The 22,308-nt window shown below is 41.0% G+C and carries 22 protein-coding genes; 3 read left to right on the top strand and 19 right to left on the bottom strand.

The genetic code is table 11. The features are described from left to right. Window positions 1–24: 24 nt before the first annotated feature. From AKG39_RS10135 to AKG39_RS10070, 15 genes are all read right to left on the bottom strand, one after another. Window positions 25–381 (bottom strand): PTS glucitol/sorbitol transporter subunit IIA, encoded by a 357-nt coding sequence (locus tag AKG39_RS10135; RefSeq protein WP_242852590.1) that lies wholly within the window; start codon window positions 379–381, stop codon window positions 25–27. 39 nt (window positions 382–420) lie between these two features. Beyond that, the gene (srlE, locus tag AKG39_RS10130) at window positions 421–1,395 is read right to left on the bottom strand and encodes a PTS glucitol/sorbitol transporter subunit IIB (RefSeq protein WP_050740274.1); all 975 of its coding nucleotides are present in this window, start codon (window positions 1,393–1,395) and stop codon (window positions 421–423) included. Window positions 1,396–1,398: 3 nt separating this feature from the next. Continuing rightward, complete coding sequence (srlA, locus tag AKG39_RS10125; RefSeq protein WP_050740273.1) at window positions 1,399–1,941, bottom strand: PTS glucitol/sorbitol transporter subunit IIC; 543 nt, start codon at window positions 1,939–1,941, stop codon at window positions 1,399–1,401. 111 nt (window positions 1,942–2,052) lie between these two features. After that, the gene (locus AKG39_RS10120) at window positions 2,053–2,571 is read right to left on the bottom strand and encodes a transcriptional regulator GutM (RefSeq protein WP_050740272.1); all 519 of its coding nucleotides are present in this window, start codon (window positions 2,569–2,571) and stop codon (window positions 2,053–2,055) included. A 14-nt stretch (window positions 2,572–2,585) separates the two neighbouring features. Then, entirely contained in the window at window positions 2,586–3,374 is a 789-nt protein-coding gene (locus tag AKG39_RS10115) for an HAD-IIA family hydrolase (protein ID WP_423230037.1), read from the bottom strand. 2 nt (window positions 3,375–3,376) lie between these two features. Then, window positions 3,377–4,558 carry a sn-glycerol-1-phosphate dehydrogenase gene (locus tag AKG39_RS10110; protein WP_050740270.1) on the bottom strand — a complete coding sequence of 394 codons (1,182 nt, stop codon included), beginning with the start codon at window positions 4,556–4,558 and terminating at the stop codon, window positions 3,377–3,379. Between the two features lie 51 nt (window positions 4,559–4,609). Beyond that, complete coding sequence (locus tag AKG39_RS10105) at window positions 4,610–5,581, bottom strand: sugar-binding transcriptional regulator (protein ID WP_050740269.1); 972 nt, start codon at window positions 5,579–5,581, stop codon at window positions 4,610–4,612. A 224-nt stretch (window positions 5,582–5,805) separates the two neighbouring features. Next, on the bottom strand, window positions 5,806–6,144 hold the full coding sequence (locus AKG39_RS10100; protein ID WP_050740268.1) for a P-II family nitrogen regulator: 339 nt from the start codon (window positions 6,142–6,144) through the stop codon (window positions 5,806–5,808). Between the two features lie 74 nt (window positions 6,145–6,218). Then, window positions 6,219–7,475 (bottom strand): ammonium transporter, encoded by a 1,257-nt coding sequence (locus tag AKG39_RS10095; RefSeq protein ID WP_050740267.1) that lies wholly within the window; start codon window positions 7,473–7,475, stop codon window positions 6,219–6,221. Window positions 7,476–7,947: 472 nt separating this feature from the next. Further along, on the bottom strand, window positions 7,948–8,118 hold the full coding sequence (locus tag AKG39_RS20045) for a hypothetical protein (RefSeq protein WP_160316168.1): 171 nt from the start codon (window positions 8,116–8,118) through the stop codon (window positions 7,948–7,950). An 18-nt stretch (window positions 8,119–8,136) separates the two neighbouring features. Next, window positions 8,137–8,475, bottom strand: coding sequence for a P-II family nitrogen regulator (locus AKG39_RS10090; RefSeq protein ID WP_050740266.1), 339 nt, complete (start codon window positions 8,473–8,475; stop codon window positions 8,137–8,139). A 72-nt stretch (window positions 8,476–8,547) separates the two neighbouring features. Next, complete coding sequence (locus AKG39_RS10085) at window positions 8,548–9,804, bottom strand: ammonium transporter (RefSeq protein WP_050740265.1); 1,257 nt, start codon at window positions 9,802–9,804, stop codon at window positions 8,548–8,550. A 259-nt stretch (window positions 9,805–10,063) separates the two neighbouring features. Continuing rightward, window positions 10,064–11,167: a S1C family serine protease gene (locus tag AKG39_RS10080; protein WP_050740264.1), complete on the bottom strand. Its 1,104-nt coding sequence runs from the start codon at window positions 11,165–11,167 to the stop codon at window positions 10,064–10,066. Window positions 11,168–11,194: 27 nt separating this feature from the next. Further along, window positions 11,195–11,983, bottom strand: a complete 789-nt coding sequence (locus AKG39_RS10075) for an MBL fold metallo-hydrolase (RefSeq protein ID WP_050740263.1) — start codon at window positions 11,981–11,983, stop codon at window positions 11,195–11,197. 188 nt (window positions 11,984–12,171) lie between these two features. Next, window positions 12,172–13,431, bottom strand: coding sequence for a UDP-N-acetylglucosamine 1-carboxyvinyltransferase (locus AKG39_RS10070; protein WP_050740262.1), 1,260 nt, complete (start codon window positions 13,429–13,431; stop codon window positions 12,172–12,174). Between the two features lie 238 nt (window positions 13,432–13,669). On the opposite strand from AKG39_RS10070, the gene AKG39_RS10065 reads away from it, so the two are divergent. Both AKG39_RS10065 and AKG39_RS10060 read left to right on the top strand, forming a co-directional pair. Then, entirely contained in the window at window positions 13,670–14,698 is a 1,029-nt protein-coding gene (locus tag AKG39_RS10065) for a DnaD domain protein (protein ID WP_050740261.1), read from the top strand. Further along, the gene (locus tag AKG39_RS10060; protein ID WP_050740260.1) at window positions 14,685–15,650 is read left to right on the top strand and encodes an ATP-binding protein; all 966 of its coding nucleotides are present in this window, start codon (window positions 14,685–14,687) and stop codon (window positions 15,648–15,650) included. The genes AKG39_RS10065 and AKG39_RS10060 overlap by 14 nt, the downstream gene beginning before the upstream one ends. On the opposite strand, the gene AKG39_RS10055 is transcribed toward AKG39_RS10060, so the two are convergent. After that, on the bottom strand, window positions 15,647–16,429 hold the full coding sequence (locus tag AKG39_RS10055) for a tRNA1(Val) (adenine(37)-N6)-methyltransferase (protein WP_050740259.1): 783 nt from the start codon (window positions 16,427–16,429) through the stop codon (window positions 15,647–15,649). The genes AKG39_RS10060 and AKG39_RS10055 overlap by 4 nt on opposite strands. Window positions 16,430–16,953: 524 nt before the next feature. On the opposite strand from AKG39_RS10055, the gene AKG39_RS10050 reads away from it, so the two are divergent. Then, the gene (locus AKG39_RS10050; protein WP_050740258.1) at window positions 16,954–18,498 is read left to right on the top strand and encodes a hypothetical protein; all 1,545 of its coding nucleotides are present in this window, start codon (window positions 16,954–16,956) and stop codon (window positions 18,496–18,498) included. 188 nt (window positions 18,499–18,686) lie between these two features. Here AKG39_RS10050 and AKG39_RS10045 read toward each other — a convergent pair whose 3' ends face one another. The 3 genes from AKG39_RS10045 to AKG39_RS20315 all read right to left on the bottom strand — a co-directional run bounded on the left by AKG39_RS10045 (window position 18,687) and on the right by AKG39_RS20315 (window position 22,035). Further along, window positions 18,687–19,826, bottom strand: a complete 1,140-nt coding sequence (locus tag AKG39_RS10045; protein ID WP_050740257.1) for a 3D domain-containing protein — start codon at window positions 19,824–19,826, stop codon at window positions 18,687–18,689. 260 nt (window positions 19,827–20,086) lie between these two features. Then, window positions 20,087–21,019 (bottom strand): 3D domain-containing protein, encoded by a 933-nt coding sequence (locus AKG39_RS20040; protein ID WP_050740256.1) that lies wholly within the window; start codon window positions 21,017–21,019, stop codon window positions 20,087–20,089. Between the two features lie 191 nt (window positions 21,020–21,210). After that, window positions 21,211–22,035 (bottom strand): 3D domain-containing protein, encoded by an 825-nt coding sequence (locus AKG39_RS20315; RefSeq protein ID WP_050740255.1) that lies wholly within the window; start codon window positions 22,033–22,035, stop codon window positions 21,211–21,213. Window positions 22,036–22,308 lie beyond the last annotated feature (273 nt).

Genomic DNA, 22,308 nt, shown 5'->3' with positions numbered 1-22,308 from the left:
AATATTTCATCCCTTTCATTTTTTTTATGTTGAATAAATATGAAAGTCAAACCCAATCTCAACAACAGGAATTTTCTCTCCCAGCAATTCAATCTGCCCCGGAATCTGGACTGATTCGGCACCGTTAAAACAGAAGGTGCAATGACCCATGGTTTCAAGGGTATTATTGGCTTCGTGTCCCACCGCCGTGACCAGGTATTCTTGATCGCCAAAAACAACGATATCATCAACCTTTACCGCATGGCTCAAAACTTCAATGCTATGAAGCACCGACATCTCTCGGAGGGCTTCCGGCGCATTATCATTAAAAACAATGAGCATTTTTTCCTGGATAAACTCGTTAACCATAGAGCCAACTTCAGTAATTTTTGTTTTATACATTATATATTCCCCTTTTTAGATATCTCTAACAATTTTTTTTTAAACAGCGTACATTGCCATTGCAAAAAAGTACGCAATAACCACTGCAATAGGGCCGGTAATTAAACGGGACAACAGAATTGAAGGTACCCCGATATCAACGGTTTCATTTTCCGCATCGCCCATGGATAAACCAACCGGGATAAAATCACAGCCCACCTGAGCATCCACCGCAAAGAAAGCGGGAAGCGCCAGAACAACCGGGAATGCACCCAATGCGATGCCAAGACCAACCAAAACACTGAGAACCTGGCCAATCAGAGCCCCGGAACCAACCAGCGGTGAAATCATCGGCATCCCGCAAATAACAACCAGTATCAGCAATCCCGGTAAAGTTCCTAAATACGGATAAACATATTGGGCCATGAGTCCGCCTAAACCAGTGTACATAATCATACCCAATAGCAACGCATAAAATGCCATAAACGGGAGAATATCTTTAATGGTAATATCGATGGCTTCTTTCCCGCCCTGAACACATTTGGTGGCAAACCCAGCCAAGGCTTTACCGCCACGAGCCACCCAGTTATCATCTTTTACATCATCGTAGTTTTCTTCGGCCCTCACTTCTTCCACAACCGCTTCAGCGAACTCTACAACTTCGGATCCATCTGCTAGCGTAATGCCCTTTTCCACAACACCTGACACATAAATGTCTTCCTTAATGTACTGCGCCAGGGGGCCTGACTGACCAACCGGGGTGAGATTAACGGTCATAATCCCTTTCTTGGGATAAACACCGCATCGCAGGGTTCCGCCGCAGTTTATTACAACACAGGCAATTTCATCATCGGATACGCCTTTGCTGAAACCGTCAATAGCTTTGGCTCCGGTGAGCTGGGCAATTTTTTTACTTAATGGATCAATACCGCCGCCAGTAATGGAAACAATTTTATTTTTCTTTTCTGTGGGTTGGATAATCAGAGGTCCGCCCCATCCGCCATGACCTTTTTCAATTTTTACTGCATTATACATATCTTATGCCTCCTTCTTTTCCATTGAGCCATATTTTTTCTTGAATTTGGCATTGTAAATGAGCTGGGTAACAAGCCCCCGAATAAATATAACTAAAATGCCCACCAGGAAATAGGAAATTGCCAGAAATCCCAAATCATAGCCGGCCACAAACACGCCTGTGGCAATCCCTAAAAACACAAACAGCTCCCCGGGATTTGCATGGGGGAAGAGTCCTGTCACGGGATGACAATAGGAAATTGCCGCATCAAAAAATGCAACCTTTTGATTTTCCGGTAAAAACCGTGCATAGGGGTAGGTCATGGGATTCCCTGAAAACATCATACAAAGCATGGGCATCAGAGACCAGCGCGTAATAGGATTTTTTCCGAGTACATTGGCAATTTTTTCAATGCGTTCCAACCCGATAAGTTTAAATAAAATGTGCATGAAAGTGATCATAATAATGATCCAGGGAATAAAATTGACGACGTAAATCGTCAGGAACTGTCCTCCGGCTTGGAATATCCCATAAAAATGGTTACCGGCATTTGCTAATATTTCCATAATAATTGACTCCTTAATAAAATTATTTTTAGTGATTGATCTAAGTAATTTACTTAAGCTAACGTTTACAACTATGTTTTCCCGAAAATCCCTCCTTTAACTCAATTCCCCTTACTGCGCTAAAATAGTAAGGGTCTCATCTGATTTTTCTCGTTGTGCGTTTCGCTGTTCCTGATACCGCTTAGCTGTCGCTTCACTCAAAAGACGTTTATCCAGGGCTTCTATGGCTTGAATCAATGCACCCTTTTTTCTTTTTTTATCTAAAGCACCAAGTGAATAAGCTGCTTTTTCCCGTTGCCGACGATTGATTTCATAATCTTCCGCAATTCCGATTTCACGGACTTCTTTCAGAGACAGCCCATTGTAGAGGGTGATTGCTTCAAATCGTTTCCATATGGCTATGCCCTCAAGCTTTTTACAATCGACGATTTGTTTAGTATCCCGATCCAGTCCAAGGATAACAATCGATCCCCCCTTGAGATTGAACCCACCCTTGCGCAATCCGATCCCAAGCAACTTGCCTTTTTCCCGCATGCTGTCAACTGCTTTCTGGTAGTTTCGGTACTGGAAATAGGTCAACAAGCTTTGTAAAACCATCATAACAAACGCTGCAAACGCTAGATAAATCATTACGGTTCCTCCTTTTATAGATAGTGTGCCATTTCCTGCAATGAATCAAAAATACAATCCGGAACAATATCTGAAAGCGCCACGTCGGCCATGGTCGCTTCCCCGGTTAGGACTAAAAAACCTTTTCCTCCGTTTTTAACCCCGGTTGCCACATCGGTATACAGTCGATCCCCCACAAAGGCCACATCTTCTTTTTTATGGCCGGTGATGGATAAGACCATATCCATGGTTTCCGGAAAGGGCTTACCTAAATATTTTGGTTCCACCCCGGTTGACTTGGTTATGAGAGCGCACATCGAACCGCAGTCCGGCATAAAACCGGTTTCTGTCGGACAAACTAAATCCAAATGAGTGGATAAGAAGGTAGCGCCATTGGCGATAAAAGTGCAGATTTTATCCAGCTTTTCATAGGTAAGGGTGGTATCAAAGCTGGCCACTGCAACATCCGGCTGATCCTGTACCAGATTAATCCCGTGTTTCAAAAAACTTTCTTCCAGTAATGGGGTTCCCATTAAATAGACTGATTTTCCTGAATAATAGGTTTTTAAATATTCGATGGTAACATCCCCTGATGTAATAATCCGATCTTCTTCCACAAAACATCCCATTTTCGCCAGCTTTTCTTTATAAAAACTGGGTACTCTTGATGAGTTGTTGGTAAAGAATATATAATCTTTTCCTTGTCTTTTGAGCTGTTCAATAAAATCCAGGGCTCCAGCTATTAAACCATTACCCAGATATACAGTGCCATCCATATCCAAAGCAAATAGTTTAACATCTTTTAATGCTTTATTTTTTGGCATGATCATTTCCCGTAAATCCTTTCGGTGATTTTCTGAGTGACTTCTTCTAATCGACCGATGTCTTTTGCATATTGAAAAACGCTGTATCGGTTTCGAACAGCATTGGCATTCAACAGACTTCGATAAAATAGTTCCCGCTCAATTCCCACTTCTTTCGGCGAAATCATCGCTCCGGCACTGTTTAAAAGTTCCTCTACAAATGCTCTTTTGGGACAAAGCTTTCGCGTTGCTTCAGGAATATCAGCCCCTAATATTTCATAGATTTCGGCAACGATGGGGGTTGCAATACCAACTTTCACCCCATGAAGTTCCGGATATTTATTCCGTGTAATAAAATCCATTTCCCAGTAGTGTGAAAGAAGGTGTTCCGAACCGGACGCCGGCCGGGAAACACCAACAATTGCCATGGTAACCCCAGTTAATGTAAGTGCTTCGATGAGATAAAGAATCGCTTCTTCGTTTCTTTCTTTTAAAGCCGCCGCATTATCAATACACCGTTTCAAGGCTTTTTCCACCAGCTTCACACAGGTATCACATCGATATTCATCAATCATTTCAACTGCCAGGGACCAGTCCGTGAGGGCGGTCAGTTTACCCAGGACATCACCCAACCCTGCGTGAATCATATGCATCGGAGCGTCCTTCATAACGTCCGTGTCACCAACGACACCATAAGCCAAGGTAGCAACGAATGAAATTTTTCGACCACCACAAATCAGTGGTGCGCCATTGGCCACATATCCATCCATTGAAGGTGCTGTACATACAATAATATATGGCACTCCGGTTCTCGATGATAAAAATTTTCCCATATCATTCAGGGTTCCTGATCCTACTGAAACAATCAGGGCAGTATCCAATGGCATCTCCATCAGTACCCGACCCATTACAGCCTCATCGGGAATAAGAATTTCATTGCCGGTTTCAAACATATGGCTTTTTACTTTAAACCCATCATTCACTAAGAATGCATGGGCCTTTTCCCCAGCGGCCTTCCAAGTGTTATTATCACTGATCATATAAACTTGTTTGCCTTTAAATTCAGCTGCAACTCCTGGAAGTTCTTTAAGAACTCCTTTCCCAATAGCAATTTTTTTAATAGGCAAACTATGGTGCCTTCCACAAGAACAGTCAAAATCAGCTTCGGCCATTTCATTCATTGACATGTTTAAAATTTCATTCATTTGCTTTTCTCTACTTTCGTTGCTTCTTTTTTGTTTTTACTCCTGTGATCTTCAACTCATAATGATTTGATTATCTGATATTTCCAACAGTATTTTTGCACATTCAACATCAGTGATCAGAACGTTGATATAACCACCGCTAATTGCGCCCACTATAGCATCTGCCTTTTCTATTCCGCTGGCAACCCCAATAGAATGTGGCACTCTTCGGAGTTTTTTAATATCGATGCCAATCACGTTATTATCCGCTTGAAAAGGCTCAGAATTTCCTGTGATATCGAAAAACTGCATACATACATCTCCAGCCACATCTTTACTGCGCATGATTTCCATGTCTTTCTCGTCATAATAACCAGTGGCCATAATAGCCGAACCCCGGTTGGGTACCCCGATGCCCACCACTGCAATATCAAGTCCATCACACATTTTAACAATTCGATTGATCCCAGCCTCTTTCATCAGTTCTTCTTTAATTTGAATACCTGATACTCTTGCCGGTGCATGAAGAAGGTAATATTCACCCCCAAAAGCTTTGGCCAGGGCTTCCACAATGGTATTTGAGTGAAGCTCCATTCCAAGATGACCAATCCCGCCAATGAGTGGAACAAAGTTTGCATTCTTTGAAAGACCTTTGGATACAAAGCGATAAATCTGGCCAATGGACGAACCCATTGAAACACCAACAATGCTGTCATTTTTTACGATTCGCTCCAGATAACTTGCCGTCGCCTTGGCTAATTCATCCTTTTGATCCCGATTGTCGGTCTTCACATCCACGATTAAAACTTCTTTTAATCCATAACGCATTTCGAGTTTCTTTTCAATATCCACAAAATTATTCCCAGACAAAGGATCAATTATAATTTTAACAATTCCCCGTTCCTTGGCATTCTGCAATATACGCGAAACCGTTGGACGTGAAAGACCCAGTTCTGTGGCAATATGTTTTTGATTTATTTCCTGATTGTAATACATCTCGCAAATTTTCACCATTAACCGTTCATCATCAACAACTTTTTTCATGCTCTATTCACCACCTTTTTGTATTTCTACTTATAATATCAATCATCACTTTTATTTCAATTCTTATCAGAAATTTTGTCATTATTCTCTTTTATTATATTGTTTTCTGTAACAATGTCAAATGTTTTTTTATCTTTGTAAACAAAAATCATAAAAAATACGATTATATTTACAAAAGTAAATATAATCGTATTGTTATCATTTATTGGGTGTGTCCACTTTATTTATAACGCAATATCGCCTCTTTCACCCGTTCGAATACGAATACATTCATCCACTGGTTTAATGAAAATTTTTCCATCTCCAATTTCTCCAGTCCGACAAATATCCATAATCACTTTAACTGTTTCTTCAACCTTATCATCTGCCACAACAATTTTAATCTCTATTTTGGGAATCATATTCATCATCACCGTGGAGCCACGATTATGGGCTATCCAGCCGTGCTGATTGCCACACCCCAAAATCTGGCGAATATTCATTCCGTTGACCTTGGCTTCTAAGAAAGCATCCTTTAATGGTTCCAATTTTTCCGGACGAATAATTGCTTCAATTAGTTTCATAACATCTTCCTTCCAATGATTATTTAACAGTCACTACATTTAAACCTTTAAATACTATTTTAGCCCATAAAAGTCTATTGGTCAATTCCAGAAAAGGCCGGGTATCCCTCTTCACTGTGTTCGCTGATATCTAGACCCAGAGCTTCTGCTTCAGTGGATACACGAATCGTCATCACTTTCTTAAGCACCAACATAATCGCACCTGTCATCACTGCAGAATAGGTCACTGCAATAAATAGCGCTATTATTTGAGCCCTAAACAGCTGTGTGTCACCGTAGAATAAACCATTCCATTGAGCCACCGGATTAATCGACGATTGAGCAAATAAACCCGTAGCGATCACTCCCCATATTCCGCTGATTCCATGACAGCCAAAGGCATCCAAGGTATCATCATATCCAAATTTGACTTTAACTTTAGTCAGAAAGAAAAAGCAAATTGGACTTATCACGCCACCGATGATCAGTGCTGCACCGGCTGATACAAAACCGGCACCTGGTGTAATGGAAACCAATCCGACAATGGATCCGGTAATGGCCCCCATAACCGTCACTTTTTTATAGAGAACCATTTCGACTGACATCCAACTTAGCATGGCGGCAGCTGAAGCGAACATGGTGTTAACAACGGCATGAACAGCCAGTCCATTGGCCGCCAGAGCCGACCCGCCATTAAATGCAAACCAACCAACCCATAAAATAGCGCCGCCTATTGCAAATAAGGGAATATTATGGGGATGATAGGACTTGATCCCGTAGCCTTTTCGAGAACCCAGAATAATACAGGCTACCAGCCCGGAAATACCTGAACTGATCTCAATCACATAGCCGCCGGCAAAATCCACTGCTCCAAGTTTCGCGATTAAACCACCCTGGCCCCAAACCATATGGGCCATTGGATAATAGACAAGCAACAGCCAAAAGGCAACAAAAATAAACAATGCCGAGAATTTCATTCTTCCAGACAACGAGCCAACAACAATTGCCGGTGTCACCATGCAAAAAACGAGCTGAAAAACTGCGAACAGTTCACCCGGTATGGTGCTGGCATAGGGACCGGGTTCTGTGGCGCTGACGCCATTGAAAAATGCATTGCTTAAATTTCCAACAATCCCAAAACCGCCGACATCTGGTCCAAAGGACAACGAATACCCAACAACATACCACATAATTGTTGCCAATCCGCAACAAAAGAAAACTGACATAAACGTATTAAGAACATTCTTTCTACGAACCATACCTGCATAGAACAACCCCAGACCAGGGGTCATAAAAAATACGAGCATGGTGCAAATAAGAATAAATGCCACATCTCCAGAATTAATCATTATTTCCTCCTAAATTTTCTAATTTTTATTGTTTCATTTTTTTCTGCTGACATACTCCTTTACTCTTTATTTATTTATGCGCAAATCACTGGAAACGGATCCGTGATTATTTGATCAACCCCTATTTTACTTGCAGTTTATTTTTGGCCGCCGCTTTTTCAAACTTAGACCGGTTTGTTCTTTTTCATCAGTGATTAAAACCACAACAAAAAAGCCACAACAAAAAAACTGTTATCGCCTTTGATAAATTTTATTACACGTCAAAATCCACTTTTGTACAGCCCTCTTCATTGAAGACTGATTGAACTCTTTCGATATTTTTTAAGGTTGATTTAATTATTTAAGAAAAGCTGATTCTCATTAGAATCAGGAAGTTAGATTATAGCATTCCTATTAAGAAGAGTCAATCCTTGAATCTTTTCTTTGTAAAACAAAAAAGAAAGCAACTCCACTTACTTATGTAAGCAGAGTTGCCTTAGCCTATACGATCATCCAGCAGACAGCGATTTATCATTGTCACCATGACGGGTTTGCCAACAAACAAAAAGTAAGTCCCGGTGACAATCGTAACATCAGTTGTCGGCATCATGGCGAACAGGCCTGAGCCTGTACGATCATGCAGCCGACAACGATTTACCATTATCACCGGGACGAGTTTTGTCAGTTAAAGTGCAATATCGCCTCTCTCGCCGGTTCTGATGCGAATACATTCTTCCACCGGCTTAATAAATATTTTACCATCACCAATTTCGCCGGTTCGCACCGTGTCTATCAGTACTTGAACAATTTCTTCGACCCTATCATCAGCTACCACAATCTTAATTTCTATTTTAGGAATCATATTAATCATTACCGATGTGCCACGATTGCGGGCGATCCAGCCATGTTGATTCCCACAACCGAGAACCTGACGTACGTTCATTCCATTTATTTTACAAGCCAGAAATGCATCCTTCAGAGGTTCTAATTTTTCCGGTCGGATAATCGCTTCGATTTGTTTCATAAGATTTCCCTTTCTTTGATCATTCAAAAATCAGATCACACTGATCTTAAATGACATTTTAATCCAAATTTATTATTGATCAATTCCAGAAAATGCTGGATAAGCCTGTTCTGCATGTTCGCTGATATCCAAACCGAGCGCTTCCTCTGCAGGCGTTACTCGAATCGTTATAACTTTCTTTAATACGAACATGATTAGAGCCGTCATTGTAGCGGAATAAAGTACTGAAATACCAATGGCAATAAGTTGGGCTACAAATAATTGGGTCTCCCCAAAAAACAAACCATTCCACTGAGCAACCGGATTTATTGCCGATTGGGCAAATAATCCGGTTGCAATACCACCCCAGATTCCGCCGATGCCATGGCATCCAAAAGCATCCAATGAATCGTCATATCCGAATTTTTGTTTTACCTTTGTCATAAAGAAGAGGCAAATCGGGCTTACAAGAGCTCCTATTGCTAAGGCCGCCCCAAAAGGTACAAAGCCAGCACCCGGTGTAATTGCAACCAGGCCGATGATTGCACCGGTGACTGCACCCATAACCGTAACCTTTTTATAAAGGAAAGTTTCTATCAGCATCCAGGACATCATTGCAGCTGCTGATGCAATCATTGAGTTAACAACGGCTTGAACCGCTAAACCATTGGCCGCCAAAGCCGAGCCGCCGTTAAAGGCAAACCAACCTACCCATAAAATGGCACCGCCAATGAAAAACAATGGAATGTTGTGTGGGTGATATGATTTAATCCCGTAACCTTTTCGGGATCCCAGGATAATACACGCCACCAGACCAGAGACACCAGAACTGATATGAATAACATTTCCTCCGGCAAAATCCACTGCTCCGAATCCGGCAATAAAACCACCCTGGCCCCAAACCATATGGGCCAGCGGATAGTATACAAGCATCAACCAAACCGTAACAAAAATAAATAATGCAGAAAATTTCATCCTGCCGGTTAAGGATCCCACCAGAATAGCGGGTGTAATAATACAAAACATCAACTGAAAGATTGCAAACAACGCTCCCGGAATGTTATTTGCATAGGGACCGGCTTCGGTGGCACTGACACCACTGAAAAATGCGTTACTTAAATTCCCGACCACGCCAAAGCCACCGGCATCCGGTCCAAAAGCAATTGAATAGCCGAAGGCAAACCACATAACCGTTGCCATTCCACAAACAAACACGACCGACATTAACATGTTAATGGTATTTTTTCTGGGGACCATACCCGCATAAAACAAACCCAGACCCGGGGTCATGAAAAATACAAGCATCGAACTTATAAGAACAAATGCAACATCACCAGAATTAATCATAATAAATTCCTCTTCTCTTCATTTTTAATCAAATTCAAGATTTTTTGTGCAAAAAAATGGCGACAACAGTTAAACCTGTTATCGCCATTGATAAAGCACTTCATTTTCTAAATTATGTTCAGTTATTCAACCTACTATCTTCATTGATACTATGTCGAACTTTTCACTTATAATATTTTTGTATTATAGCACCTTAAAAAAGGCCTGTCAATCTTGTTTTTAAACTTATTAAACTAATCTAGTTCTGAAAACAATTGACAAATTATACGCCTGCCGACACAGTGACTTCTGCGGTTTTCTGTTCGCCGTTTCGTTCATAGGTCACCATTACCTTATCACCGGGATTTTTAGCATATAAGATTTCTTTCATTTTCAGCATGGTATTGGTTTCAGTACCATCAATTTCAAGAATAATATCGCCGGCCATCAGTCCCGCATTGGCTGCACCACTGCCTGGTTGTGTAGATCCAATATAGATGCCTTTGGTAAAGTTGACATCCTCATCGGTAAGATAATACTTTGCAATGGCTCTGTCATACCCCGTAATACCGATGACCGTTGACTCAAAATTTCCTGTCGCCACAACCTCATTAAGAATCGGTTTCAGGATATTAATGGGAATGGCAAAACCCATTCCCTCTCCGGTGCTCAGCTTATAAGTATTGATACCAATCACCTGGGCCGTGTTGTTCACCAAAGGACCGCCGCTGTTTCCCTGATTAATGGAGGCATCTGTTTGAATCAAATCCTCTGCCAGGCCATTCTCTAAGGGAATGCTTCGATTAAGTGCCGAAATGATCCCGGCGGTGACCGAACGTTCAAAATCAAGACCCAATGGATTTCCTACTGCAACCGCCAGTTCTCCGACCTTAATTTCGTCAGAGTTGCCAAGCTCAAGAACCGGCAAATTTCTTCCATCAATTTTAATAATCGCCAGATCCAGTTGGGCATCCGACCAAACCACATTGGCTTCATAAATACTGCCATCTGACAATGAAACTGTGATCGGTGTTTGATCTCCGACCACCACATGCTGATTAGTGGCAATATAACCATCACTGGTAACAATAAACCCTGATCCAATGCCAACTGCTTCTTGTTGTCCCATATTTGTGGAAACGATTTGCGTGGTTTCAATCCCCACCACTGATGAGGGAACGACCTGGGCAATGGCTTCAACAACTGTATCCGCACTGGATTCATTAACCACAACTTGCTGTGTTGCTCCCTGGATAACCGACATATTACCAGTAAAAAGATCGATTCCCAGGAACACACCTCCCACAATGAGACCGCCAATAATAGCTCCTATTATGCCAATTAATAAAGTTGAAACATTTTTGGGTTTTGTAGAATTGTCATTCATTGATTCACCTCAATTTCAGATGACTTTTTAAAGTTCAATTATCTCGCTAACGCCACTTCTTTTTGCTACACAAAGGGTCACATCTTTTTCCAAAACGACGCCCGCCCCAGTGAGGATACAGGCAGTTGTTTCATATGCAAGCAACGGGTAATTATTCTCTTCACTTAAATGTGCTAAAACCAATTTCTTCGTACCTGTCTTAACCAACTCTAAAGCCGTTTTTGCTGCAATTTCATTTGATAAATGACCAAAATCACTTTTAATCCGCTGCTTAAGATAAAAAGGATACCTGCCTGCTTCAAGCATTGAAGGATCATGGTTGGATTCGAGAACCACTAGATCACAGCCGGGTAATGTTTCCATCATTTCAGTGGTAATCAAACCCGAGTCCGTGGCAATACCCAATCGCTTTTTTCCATTATTAATGGAAAATCCTGCTGAAGCAACTGCATCGTGGGATGTCTTAAATGCTTTGATTTCAAAATCCATTAAACTGAAGGCCTGTTCAAAATCAAAGGTTCTCATATTATGCGGAGCTATTTTCCCTAAACCGTCAGCCATAGCATCCCATGTTTCTTGATTGGCATAAATGGGCAGATCAAAACGACGTGACAAAACACCGAGTCCATGAATATGGTCACTATGCTCATGAGTGACTAAAATTCCACAGATTTCACTTGGGTTCTCTCCGATAGTTTTTAAAGCATTCTGAATTTTAATTCCGCTAAGACCTGCATCAACAAGCAATTTTGTTTCATTATTCGAGATAAATAAACTATTTCCGGAACTTCCACTGTATAAACTGCAAAATTTCAATCTGTACTCCCTTTGTCCATGACATCATGTCTTGATTCATAACTGCTTTCCCCGTGCACCAGAGTCTAAAATTGTCACCCTTATAGTAAATAATCTTGCTTAAAAATGACTTAACAACTCTTTACCCTTATTAAGAGAATACTAATCAAAAGCATTAAATAATTCTCCCTTGAACAGCTTAAATTGGTTTATTCAGAAATCCGTCGAATGACAGCACCCAGTCCCCGAAGATTTTCCTGGAGATTTTCATAGCCGCGATCGATATGAACAATATCGGTAATCTTTGTTTCCCCATCCGCAATCAGTCCCGCCAATACCATGGCGGCTCCTGCCCGTAGGTCAGTGGTCCGAATCTTGGTGGCCGAAAGGGTTTTAACTCCAGTAATACTGGCTGTTCGACTATTAATTGAAACCGTTGCCCCCATTCTTCTGAGCTCATCTACATATTTAAAACGACTTTCAAATATACTTTCAGTAATGGTACTGGTCCCCCGGGCAATAGCCATGAGAACCGCCATTGGCTGCTGTAAATCTGTTGGAAAACCCGGGTATGGCATGGTTTTTACATTAATAGCCTTTAAAGGACGCTTCCCAATAACTCGGATGCCGTCATCCTCTTCCCGAACTTCCACACCCATTTCGGTGAGTTTCGCAGTAATAGCTTCCATATGCTTTGGAATAACATTTTTAATTAAGACATTTCCTTTTGTTACCGCTGCTGCCATCATATAGGTGCCGGTGGTGATCTGGTCTGGAATGACTGAGTATTCACAGCCATGCATTTCATCCACGCCACGGATTTTAATCACATCCGTACCAGCCCCCTTGATATTTGCACCCATAAGGTTCAAAAAGTTGGCTACATCCACAATATGCGGCTCTTTTGCAGCATTTTCAAGGACCGTCAGACCGTCTGCCCGAACGGCTGCCAGCATCACATTTATGGTTGCCCCAACACTTACCACATCAAAAAAGATATGTGCGCCTTTAAGGTTAGGTGCCTCCATTTTTACATGGCCGTGTTCAATGACAACTTTAGCACCCAGGGCCTGAAAGCCTTTGATATGCTGATCAATGGGACGATCCCCAATATTGCAGCCTCCCGGCAATGGCACAATGGCTTTCCGGTAACGCCCTAACAATGCCCCTAGAAGATAATAGGAAGCTCGCATTTGACCGGTTTCCTCATCATATTCCGATACATCATAGGCAATTGGTTTTTCAGTATTGATAATCAAGGTATCTTTTTCACGATATATTTCAGCCCCAAGTTTTTCAAGGATGTCAACCATCTTGTTGACATCTTTAATATCGGGAACATTTTCAATTTTACTGGTACAGGCACAAAGCACTGCTGCTGGAATAATTCCCAACACCGCATTTTTAGCCCCGGAGATAGTAACCTCACCGCGAAGTGGGTTGCCTCCTTCTATAATAAAAGCTTCCATTTAATATTCCTTTCAGTACATACAAATATGCAATATCCAATTGGTAATTATATCACAATTCCTGATTTTATCAAGGAATCTCTTAACAGAACGTCCAAGTTTATGTTTTAATCTTCATTTTATTAAAGGAAGTAATGAATTTTTCACAAATATTATCCCATGTGTTATAATATGACTACTCGATACTTAAGAGAGTAAATAATTTTTTAAGTAATTTTATTTTGACACGAGGTGAAAAATGAATCGTTTTGAATTAATTTTAGGCCATGATGATTTAGGGGTAACACCCCTTGAAAATATTTTTATCAACCATTATATGCCTGTTGCCAGAGGTGATTATGTGAAAGTCTACCTTTATGGCTTAAAGCGTTGCTTTAATCAGGGACTTGCACCAATCAACAATGCCGACATTGCCAAAGACTTGAATCTCCTGGAAACCGATGTTAAAAAAGCCTGGGAATATTGGGTTTCCGAAGGCATTCTTTCCCTTGAATGCACCGGCACGCGGGATGCCCTTGTCCGGTTCTATAACATCACCGGCTCCATCCTTTATAAAAATGATACCCATCCTGAAACCATTGCACCAAAACGTCAGACCCCCACAAATGCCAAGGAAGATCGGATCCGACGGATGTATGATACCATCCAGGATATGTATGAAAGCCGGACGATTTCCAAAAGAGAAACCATGCTTTTTAAACGCTGGATGGATGATTACAATTTTACCCCGGAAGCGGTGATTTTGATTGTCGAATATTCCTTGAATATGATCAATAAAAAAGAACGTACCTTTACCCCTGCCCAGGTTACCAGCTACTTTGAAACCGTGGCAAAGGGCTTTTATGATGCCGGCGTGCGGGACCATACCGAAGCTGAAGCCCATATCAGGAAATCTGCGGACGAAAGCCAATCCTACTACCAGATTTTTAAGTATCTGGGCATTCATCGAAACCCGATGGTTTCCGAACGCCAGCTCATGGACACTTGGTTTAAAGACTATGGCTTTTCCATTGAAATCATTACCCAGGCACTTTCCCGAACCAGCAAGCCGAATATGAAGTACATTGATGGTATCTTGAAAAACTGGCATGAACAGGGCTTTAAAACCCTTGAAGATATTCAAAAAGATAAACCCAAACCCCGATGGGAGCCCAAGGATAAAACTGAACCCATCAGTGATTCCCGCAAGCAGGCATATTTGGATATGGAAGTCGAATTTGCCGAAGATTTATGGGGCGAATTGGAGGTAAACGATGAAGACCTATAAGGATGCCTATGCTTTGTTATTAGAAAAACAAACGGCATATAAATCTGTTCAGCGACAAAAAAAAGAAGTCTTGTATAAAAAAATACCTGAACTTTCAGTCGTTGATCACGACATGAATCTTTTGGGCATTGCTCTTACCCGTGCAACCGTTGCCCGAGAACTCGAAAAAATGGATGATATTCGCAAAAAAATGGATACATTGGCAGCAGCAAAGTTGAAACTGGCAGCCGGCTATGAAGATCTGCTGACCCACAACTATTATTGCCCCCTTTGCAAAGACCAGGGAATGGCTGATAATGAAATCTGCCAATGTCTGGGCCAGTGTCTCGCGGAGACCAGCTTTTCAACCTACGACTTAAAAACAAAGGCGCTGAAAGAAAATTTCAATAATTTTAATCCCCAGTATTATTCAGATGCAGCCATTGTCGAAGGCGAACCCAGTCCCCGAAAAAATGCCTTGAAAATCAAGGAAACCATGCAAAAATACTGTAAAAATTATGATGCTATTTCCGATCATCTCCTCTTTACTGGTTCTCCGGGGGTTGGTAAAACTTTTATGTCCAATTGCATCGTTAATGCCCTCACCCAAAAGGGCTACGGGATTATCTATGTCACCGCGGCGCACCTGGTTTCAAGCATACAGGATCAGCTTTTCCGAGGCGGCAAAACATCAACCCAGGTTTTTGAACCCCTGCTGCTTTGCGATCTCCTCATTATTGATGATCTTGGGGCGGAGTTCTCCTCCGAGTACAGTCAAAAACAGCTTTACGAGGTTATTGATTCCCGATTGAATGCTGAGAAAAAAATGATTATTTCCACAAATCTGTCCGTATTGAAGATCCAGCAAACCTACGATGAGCGTCTTTCCTCGCGAATCCGCGGGAATTTTAAAACCATTCCTTTTCTAGGCGAGGATATCCGGCTGCTCAAAGCCCGAAAAGGTCGCGGCTAACAGTCTCCCTGCTCAGGCTTTTTCATTCCATAAATATCATAAATATCATCACAATATTGCCCTTCCTCATTGTATACAATGAGGGGGGCTTCTGTTTTCAAGCCTGCCCGGCCCCCTTTTCGCCCTTCAATCAAGACAAGATTAGACTGTTTATGAATGGATGGATAAACAAATTGGAGATGTTTCACCTCGATCTTATATTCCCGCATAAGCGAAATAATATCCGCAAGCCGTTCAGGTCGGTGGACAAGAAAAAGACGTCCGCGATCTTTGAGCATCCGCTTACTGAAAATAAGGATATCTTCAATACTGCATAGAATTTCATGACGTGAAATCGTTTTGGTATCCCGGGCATTTTTCAACCCGGCATCTGCCCTCATATAAGGGGGATTGCTCACGACAACATCGTAATGATTGGGGACAACCTCTTCTCCCGGATTTTTAATGTCTCCGTGAAGAATTTTAATTTGGCTGGTCAGTCCATTTATTACCATACTACGCCGCGCCATTTCCACTAATGGTTCCTGAATTTCCAAACCCGTAATCGATCTTGCTTTAGTCTTCCCGTAAAGTAAAAGTGGAATGATCCCAGTCCCTGTTCCCAAATCAATAATATCAATGCATCCCTTTGTATGCTTTGACACAAACCAGGACAATAGCACCGCATCCATGCCAAAACAAAAAAATTCCGGATTTTGAATAATCTTCAGATTTTTCAACCCCAAATCTTCAATACGTTCGCCAATTTTTAAAAAGTTATCCACATTTTGAGTCTCCATTTCAATTTTTACCCCAATATTTCAGGGTTATTCACATATTCTATCCACATTATATGGATTTTTGTCCACTAATTGTGGACAAAGGATGTATATTCCTCAATTTATCCACATAAACCCACTTAAACCGGGATTTATTGATTCCTGATAATTTACACCACCTGTTGATTGTTTTTTTTTGATTTTATCCACATATTCACATAAAAAAGTTAATACTTTTGGTATTTTTTTACAATTGCCGTCAGACCGCCAATTGTAAACGTTCTTATCAATTTTATTGAAATCAAGTCCTGTTGATAAATAAAAAAAAAAGCATGTGAAATAACCAACTTTTTTCCTTTTCCCCTTTAATGTCCCACCATTCTTTGCTATAATACATAGTTAGAGAGGTTGTGCCTAATTTTGATGTTTAGGTAACTTCACTTTTGTTTTAAAATCTTCTTTATCATCCATGATTTTGATGATAAAGTCAATCATGAAATTTTAATAAAAAATAATATAACAAGCGAAAGCGATGGATAATAAATATGAATAATGAAAAAATCCAGCCTACAAAATTGGATATTATTCTTAAAAAAAAGCAAGGGTTGGATGCGACAATCCAAGAATACGAAACGCGTATCGATGAAAAACTTGCAACCCTAGCAGACAATGAGAATACCTCCCAGGAAATAAATGCCAATATTTTTGAAATGAGCACCTCGGATCATAGCCTACCGGAGGATCACTTTTTATCAGGTGTGGACATCTCCGATGATGCTGCTTTAGATCAGGCGGTTCTTAATTCCCGTCCCTTTGCCACTGGTGGAAATCAGCTGGCATTTAATGGAAATACATTAATCGACGAGAAAGACAACATTGACAGCAGCGCTGAGCCCATATTTTCCGAAGATATTGAAGATGAAGAACTTCCTACCCTATCAAAAATTCTTGGTCGTTCCCCTGTTGCTCCCAATAAAATCGAAGACGTTCCTGTTGAAGAACTGAAAACCATAGAAAATACAATCATTCCTTACCCTGAATTAATTCAAGAGGACAGTCCTTCTGAAATAGTGCCAGAGCCATTGCCTGAAATCCCAACTTTCACTGAGGATATAGCCACGGAGCCCATTTTTCCGGAACCTCTGGCTGAAAAAGTAAATCCCGTTAAACCAAAACAAACTTCACCTCGAAAATCAAACAAACCATCCCATTCCAAAGAAATTTTAGACGAACAAAAAAAAACACAGGCTTCTCCCAAAAAATTGAATCTGATAGACATGGTACTTCCACTGATCCTGTTCATTACTGGACTTGTTGCCTTTGGAGCTTTTTTGATATTATTTTCCCACGACTTCAGCTTTGTGGATTATAGTATACTGTTTATCCTGTTTACTTGCTTGATTTTTACAATTGCCATGCCTTTCAGTGCCAGCATTTTTTTTATGATACTGCTTTTTTGCAGTTATATTGTCTTAACGCTTATTTCCATTTTTTATCTAGAGGTCCCTTTGGAAATGTATCAGCTGGGCTGGATTATTGTCATCCCGCTTATTTTATGGAGCAGTGCTCTCCTCATTAAACGAATCCGTGAGCTATTTACCGCTAAAAGAGCTTTAGAGGGGCAAATTGCTTCTTATGATATTTTAGATGAAGGGCCGGGTTTAACCATTGAAAAAGCCTATTACAAGGATTTGAAATCCGCCATGGACCGTGCGGTTGTCGGCGAAACCATTCTTGTTCTGGAAATGATCTCCATTTCTCACTTGGAAACCCTGAGATCCATAACGGGTCCTCGACTCTGGGATGAAATTCTTTATAAAACCCTGAACATTATAAAGAAGCATTGTTTTAGCACCCATCTTATTTATGTGTTGGAAGGAAATATTTTTAGTATCATTATGGAAAATACATCCATGAAAAATCAGCTTATGATTAATCAGGGGATTACCGAAGATTTTAATGCCATGATTTCAGACTACAATGCCATTGATGTCCATGTTGGCCTTGACATTACCCCGGTACCTTATTCCCGAGAAATTACCAACCCCTTCGAATATCGAGCCCTGGGCTTGCGTCATCTCAAAAAATAAGATGCCAAATGGCGTTTGTTTGCAATCTCGTCCCGGGGACAATGGTAAATCGTTGTCAGCTGCATGATCGTACAGGCTGTCGCCTGTTCGCCATGATGCCGACAACTGATGTTACGATTGTCCCCGGGACTTACGTTTCTATATAATCTACAATTAAAAAAAGATGCCTTTTGGCATCTTTTTTGTTTCTAATAACTTATATAAGCTTCTAAATTCTGGCGGCCAAACTCGATGCATTCATTGTAGGTATTCATGTAAATATCAATAATACCATCTGTAACCGCACCGCCGCGGTCTTCAACTGTAAAGGTTGTTCCCAGGGAAGGAACGAAAACCTTAGTACCAAAGGGGAGCCCGCTCCATGCTGCGATGGTGTGATTTGCCTGAGGCATCACTCCCGAAGCTGTCGCATTTCCGGTTGCCGTATAGGCCGTGCAGTTTAGTATGGTTTTCACTCCCGCAACTGCAGTCGCAGCTGGTATTGCTGGTGTTTCCGCGATGACAGCCGCTGCCGGTGTTTCTGAAACTAAAGCGGTTTCTTCCGTTACAGCCGTTTCTACAACTGTTGGAGTCTGAACCACTGCTGGTGCTTCTTTCACTGCCGCTGTTTTTATGGCTGCAGTTTTTTCAGGAGCTTTTCTAGTCCCAACCTCGATGACTTCATCAATGGGAGCTGTTATAACCTCTTCTGAAATCAGATCTCTTTTAACTTCAACATTATTTTCATAAAGAATGTTTTCAACAACATAAGCAACGCCATCTGTCCCTGGTTGAATGACCTTTGTCTGGTTACTTTCCCATTCAGCATTATCTTTTGTCAGGCTATTAAATGGAATCACTTTTCTTATTGATTCTTGTTCAACTTCTACCCGAATAACCTGAATCTCATTTATTTTCGACAGATCCGTTATTTGAGAAGGCTCTATTCGGTCCAATTCTTCGAGCACAATATTATTTTCAATAAGAAGTTCCTCAACCGTACTTACTCTGGTCTCATAAGGAATAATTTTTCCATCAACCTTGAGATTACCACTTGCTTTTGGATTCGTTTTCACGGTATTGACACTAACCAGTTTAGTTGTTGTATCATCAATAACCGTTTCTTCTGGATCAAGTACAATGCCATTTCTTTCAAGAATTTCTTCTGCATTTTGAAAAAGACTTCCTCGAACGGTGGTATCTTGTCCGTCCACATTAACGGTCACTTCCCTGGCAAAGGCAAAGTTACAGGTTAACCCAGTAATGAATATAATGATTAAACCAATCATACTCATTCTAAAAAATATTTTTTTTCCTTTAAAAAGACTTTCACCTTCTTTTTTTCCCATTAAGTCCTGCCTTCTCGATGTAAATTACAGATTATTTTAATTTGATTGTACTCTTGTTTTAAATAATTGTCAAGAACGCAGCGTTTCGGACACCCAATAAAAACCCCGTCCTGAGGACAATGGTAAATCGTTGTCTGCTGTATGATCGAACAGGCTATCACCTGTTCGCCATGATGCAGACAACTGATGTTACGATTGTCCTCAGGACAGGGTTTTCAACAAAAAAAAAGACACCTTTCGGTGTCCTTTGGGTATTGCTTTTAATAAATAATGTAGGCTTCTAAATTTTGACGTCCAAATTGAATACATTCGTTATAAGTATTCATATAGATATCGATGATTCCTTCAGTAACCGCACCGCCACGATCTTCAACCGTAAAGGTTGTTCCCAGCGAGGGAATATAAACCTTAGTGCCAAAAGGAAGTCCCTTCCATGATGCAATGGTATGGTTCGCTTGAGGCATAACCCCAACTGCAGTCGCATTTCCGGTTGCAGTGTAGGCCGTACAATTTAAAGTGGTTTTTACAGCACCTTCTGGAATACCATTTGATGTCTCAACAACTGGTGCTGCAGGTACTTCCGCAACCATAGGTGTTTCCACTACTGCCGGTGTTTCGACAACCGCCGGCGTTTCCACTATTGCTGCAGTTTCCACAACCGCCGGTGTTTCCACTATTTCTGTAGTTTCCACAACCGCTGGTGTTTCTTCCACTGCTGCTGTTTCTACAACAATCGGGGCTTCTTCGACCACTGGTGCTTCCTCAACAACCGCGACCTCTTCTACCACCGGTGTTTCCTCAGCAACCGTGACTTCTTCGGCAACTGGTGTTTCTTCTACTACAGTTGTAACCGGAGCCTGATATGCTATGGTCTTTTCAGCAGCCACAAGTTTTTCAGATGCTTTTCGGTTGACTTCAATGGTTCTGACACCAACTAATTTGCTCTGACTATCTACATTGACTGAATATTCATCGTTGAGTAAAATACCGTTGTCCCTAAGAACTTCTTGGACATTTTGAAAAATACTTCCTCGAACAACTTTATTTGTACCATCAACTTTAACCGTTACTTCCTTTGCAAAGGCAAAGGTGCCAGTTGCCCCGATAATACAGGTGATGATCAAAGTGACCATCCCAACTTTAAAAATTGATCTTTTCCTCTTGTAAGGACCTTTATTCTGTTTCTGCTTCATATTACCTCCATTTTTAGCATAACTTTTACAATAAGTTACATCTCGTTACAAATCTTTTACAAACAGATTGTAACCTATTTGCAAATACTTGTCAAGAACAAAGCTATTTCCTTAAAACCAATATCATATCAAACCGCCTGATCGCAAAAAAAGGACACCTTTCGGTGTCCTTTGACTTATTGCGGTAAATTTTAGTAAATAATATATGCTTCTAAATCCTGACGGCCAAATTGAATGCATTCGTCATAGCTATTCATATAGATATCGATGATTCCTTCGGTAACCGCACCACCACGATCTTCAACTGTGAAAGTTGTTCCTAATGCTGGAATATAAACCTTAGTCCCAATAGGAAGTCCATTCCATGATGCAATAGTATGATCGGATTGTGGCATCACTCCCGAAGCAGTGGCATTTCCCGTTGCTGTATAAGCTGTGCAATTTAAGTTTGTTTTTTCTGCACCTTCAGGAATATCATCTGATGCTTCAGTCATTTGTATTTCTTCAATCACTGGTGTTGCTTCAACTACCGGTGTTTCTTCAACTACCGGGGTTTCTTCGATCACTGGAGTCTCTTCAATTACCGGGGTTGCTTCGACCACTGGAGCCGCTTCAATTACCGGGGTTGCTTCAACTACTGGAGCCGCTTCAACTATTGGAGCCGATTCAATTACCGGGGTTGCTTCGACCACTGGAGTCTCTTCAATTACTGGGGTTGCTTCAACCACTTGAGTTTCCTCAATTATCGGGGTTTCCTCAACCACCGATCTATTAAAACGCGCATGTTCATCAGCATGAGCTGCACGCTCAAGATATCCTCTACCAGAATTTCCCTTGATGGGCTCAGCGATACATTCTTCACAAATAATTGCATTGCCATCATCTTGAGTCTTCATCTCCTCTGCAAAAGCAAAGGTACCGGTCCCTAGAATACAGGTAATGATCAAACTAATCATACCAATTTTAAAAATCGATCTTTTTCCCGTTAAGGGAACTCTCTTTTGTTCATGTTTCATAAATCCTCGTTTCCGAACTCAACTTTTACAAAAAGTTATGTTCTGTTACAAATTTTTTACAACCCGATTGTATCTCTTTTGGAAATGCTTGTCAAGAAAGGCTTATCTCATTAAAGAAAGAACTTCATAATATCTCATTAAAGAAACAACTTCTTCTTGACAATTCTCTTTGCTTGTTTTATAATTCATACCAATCAAATAAAACCATTAAAACCGTTGATGCGGAGATAACGGTGGAAATTGCACTTACAGAGAGTGGGGACTGCTGAGAGC

It is taken from the genome of Acetobacterium bakii (assembly GCF_001263355.1).
Classification (GTDB): domain Bacteria; phylum Bacillota; class Clostridia; order Eubacteriales; family Eubacteriaceae; genus Acetobacterium; species Acetobacterium bakii.
Note: the sequence above shows the minus strand (reverse complement) of the source record. Positions and strands in the feature narration are given on the sequence as shown.

Bases quoted from the DNA above. Each gene is read 5' to 3' on its own strand.
- AKG39_RS10065 (WP_050740261.1), top strand. From the start codon at position 13,670: ATGAATCGTTTTGAATTAATTTTAGGCCATGATGATTTAGGGGTAACA.
- AKG39_RS10120 (WP_050740272.1), bottom strand. From the start codon at position 2,571: ATGATTTATCTAGCGTTTGCAGCGTTTGTTATGATGGTTTTACAAAGC.
- AKG39_RS10135 (WP_242852590.1), bottom strand. From the start codon at position 381: ATGTATAAAACAAAAATTACTGAAGTTGGCTCTATGGTTAACGAGTTT.
- AKG39_RS20315 (WP_050740255.1), bottom strand. From the start codon at position 22,035: ATGAAACATGAACAAAAGAGAGTTCCCTTAACGGGAAAAAGATCGATT.
- AKG39_RS10100 (WP_050740268.1), bottom strand. From the start codon at position 6,144: ATGAAACTAATTGAAGCAATTATTCGTCCGGAAAAATTGGAACCATTA.
- AKG39_RS10050 (WP_050740258.1), top strand. From the start codon at position 16,954: ATGAATAATGAAAAAATCCAGCCTACAAAATTGGATATTATTCTTAAA.
- AKG39_RS10115 (WP_423230037.1), bottom strand. From the start codon at position 3,374: ATGCCAAAAAATAAAGCATTAAAAGATGTTAAACTATTTGCTTTGGAT.
- srlA (WP_050740273.1), bottom strand. From the start codon at position 1,941: ATGGAAATATTAGCAAATGCCGGTAACCATTTTTATGGGATATTCCAA.
- AKG39_RS10080 (WP_050740264.1), bottom strand. From the start codon at position 11,167: ATGAATGACAATTCTACAAAACCCAAAAATGTTTCAACTTTATTAATT.
- AKG39_RS20040 (WP_050740256.1), bottom strand. From the start codon at position 21,019: ATGAAGCAGAAACAGAATAAAGGTCCTTACAAGAGGAAAAGATCAATT.
- srlE (WP_050740274.1), bottom strand. From the start codon at position 1,395: ATGTATAATGCAGTAAAAATTGAAAAAGGTCATGGCGGATGGGGCGGA.
- AKG39_RS10055 (WP_050740259.1), bottom strand. From the start codon at position 16,429: ATGGAGACTCAAAATGTGGATAACTTTTTAAAAATTGGCGAACGTATT.
- AKG39_RS10090 (WP_050740266.1), bottom strand. From the start codon at position 8,475: ATGAAACAAATCGAAGCGATTATCCGACCGGAAAAATTAGAACCTCTG.
- AKG39_RS10070 (WP_050740262.1), bottom strand. From the start codon at position 13,431: ATGGAAGCTTTTATTATAGAAGGAGGCAACCCACTTCGCGGTGAGGTT.
- AKG39_RS10045 (WP_050740257.1), bottom strand. From the start codon at position 19,826: ATGGGAAAAAAAGAAGGTGAAAGTCTTTTTAAAGGAAAAAAAATATTT.
- AKG39_RS10060 (WP_050740260.1), top strand. From the start codon at position 14,685: ATGAAGACCTATAAGGATGCCTATGCTTTGTTATTAGAAAAACAAACG.
- AKG39_RS10110 (WP_050740270.1), bottom strand. From the start codon at position 4,558: ATGAATGAAATTTTAAACATGTCAATGAATGAAATGGCCGAAGCTGAT.
- AKG39_RS10105 (WP_050740269.1), bottom strand. From the start codon at position 5,581: ATGAAAAAAGTTGTTGATGATGAACGGTTAATGGTGAAAATTTGCGAG.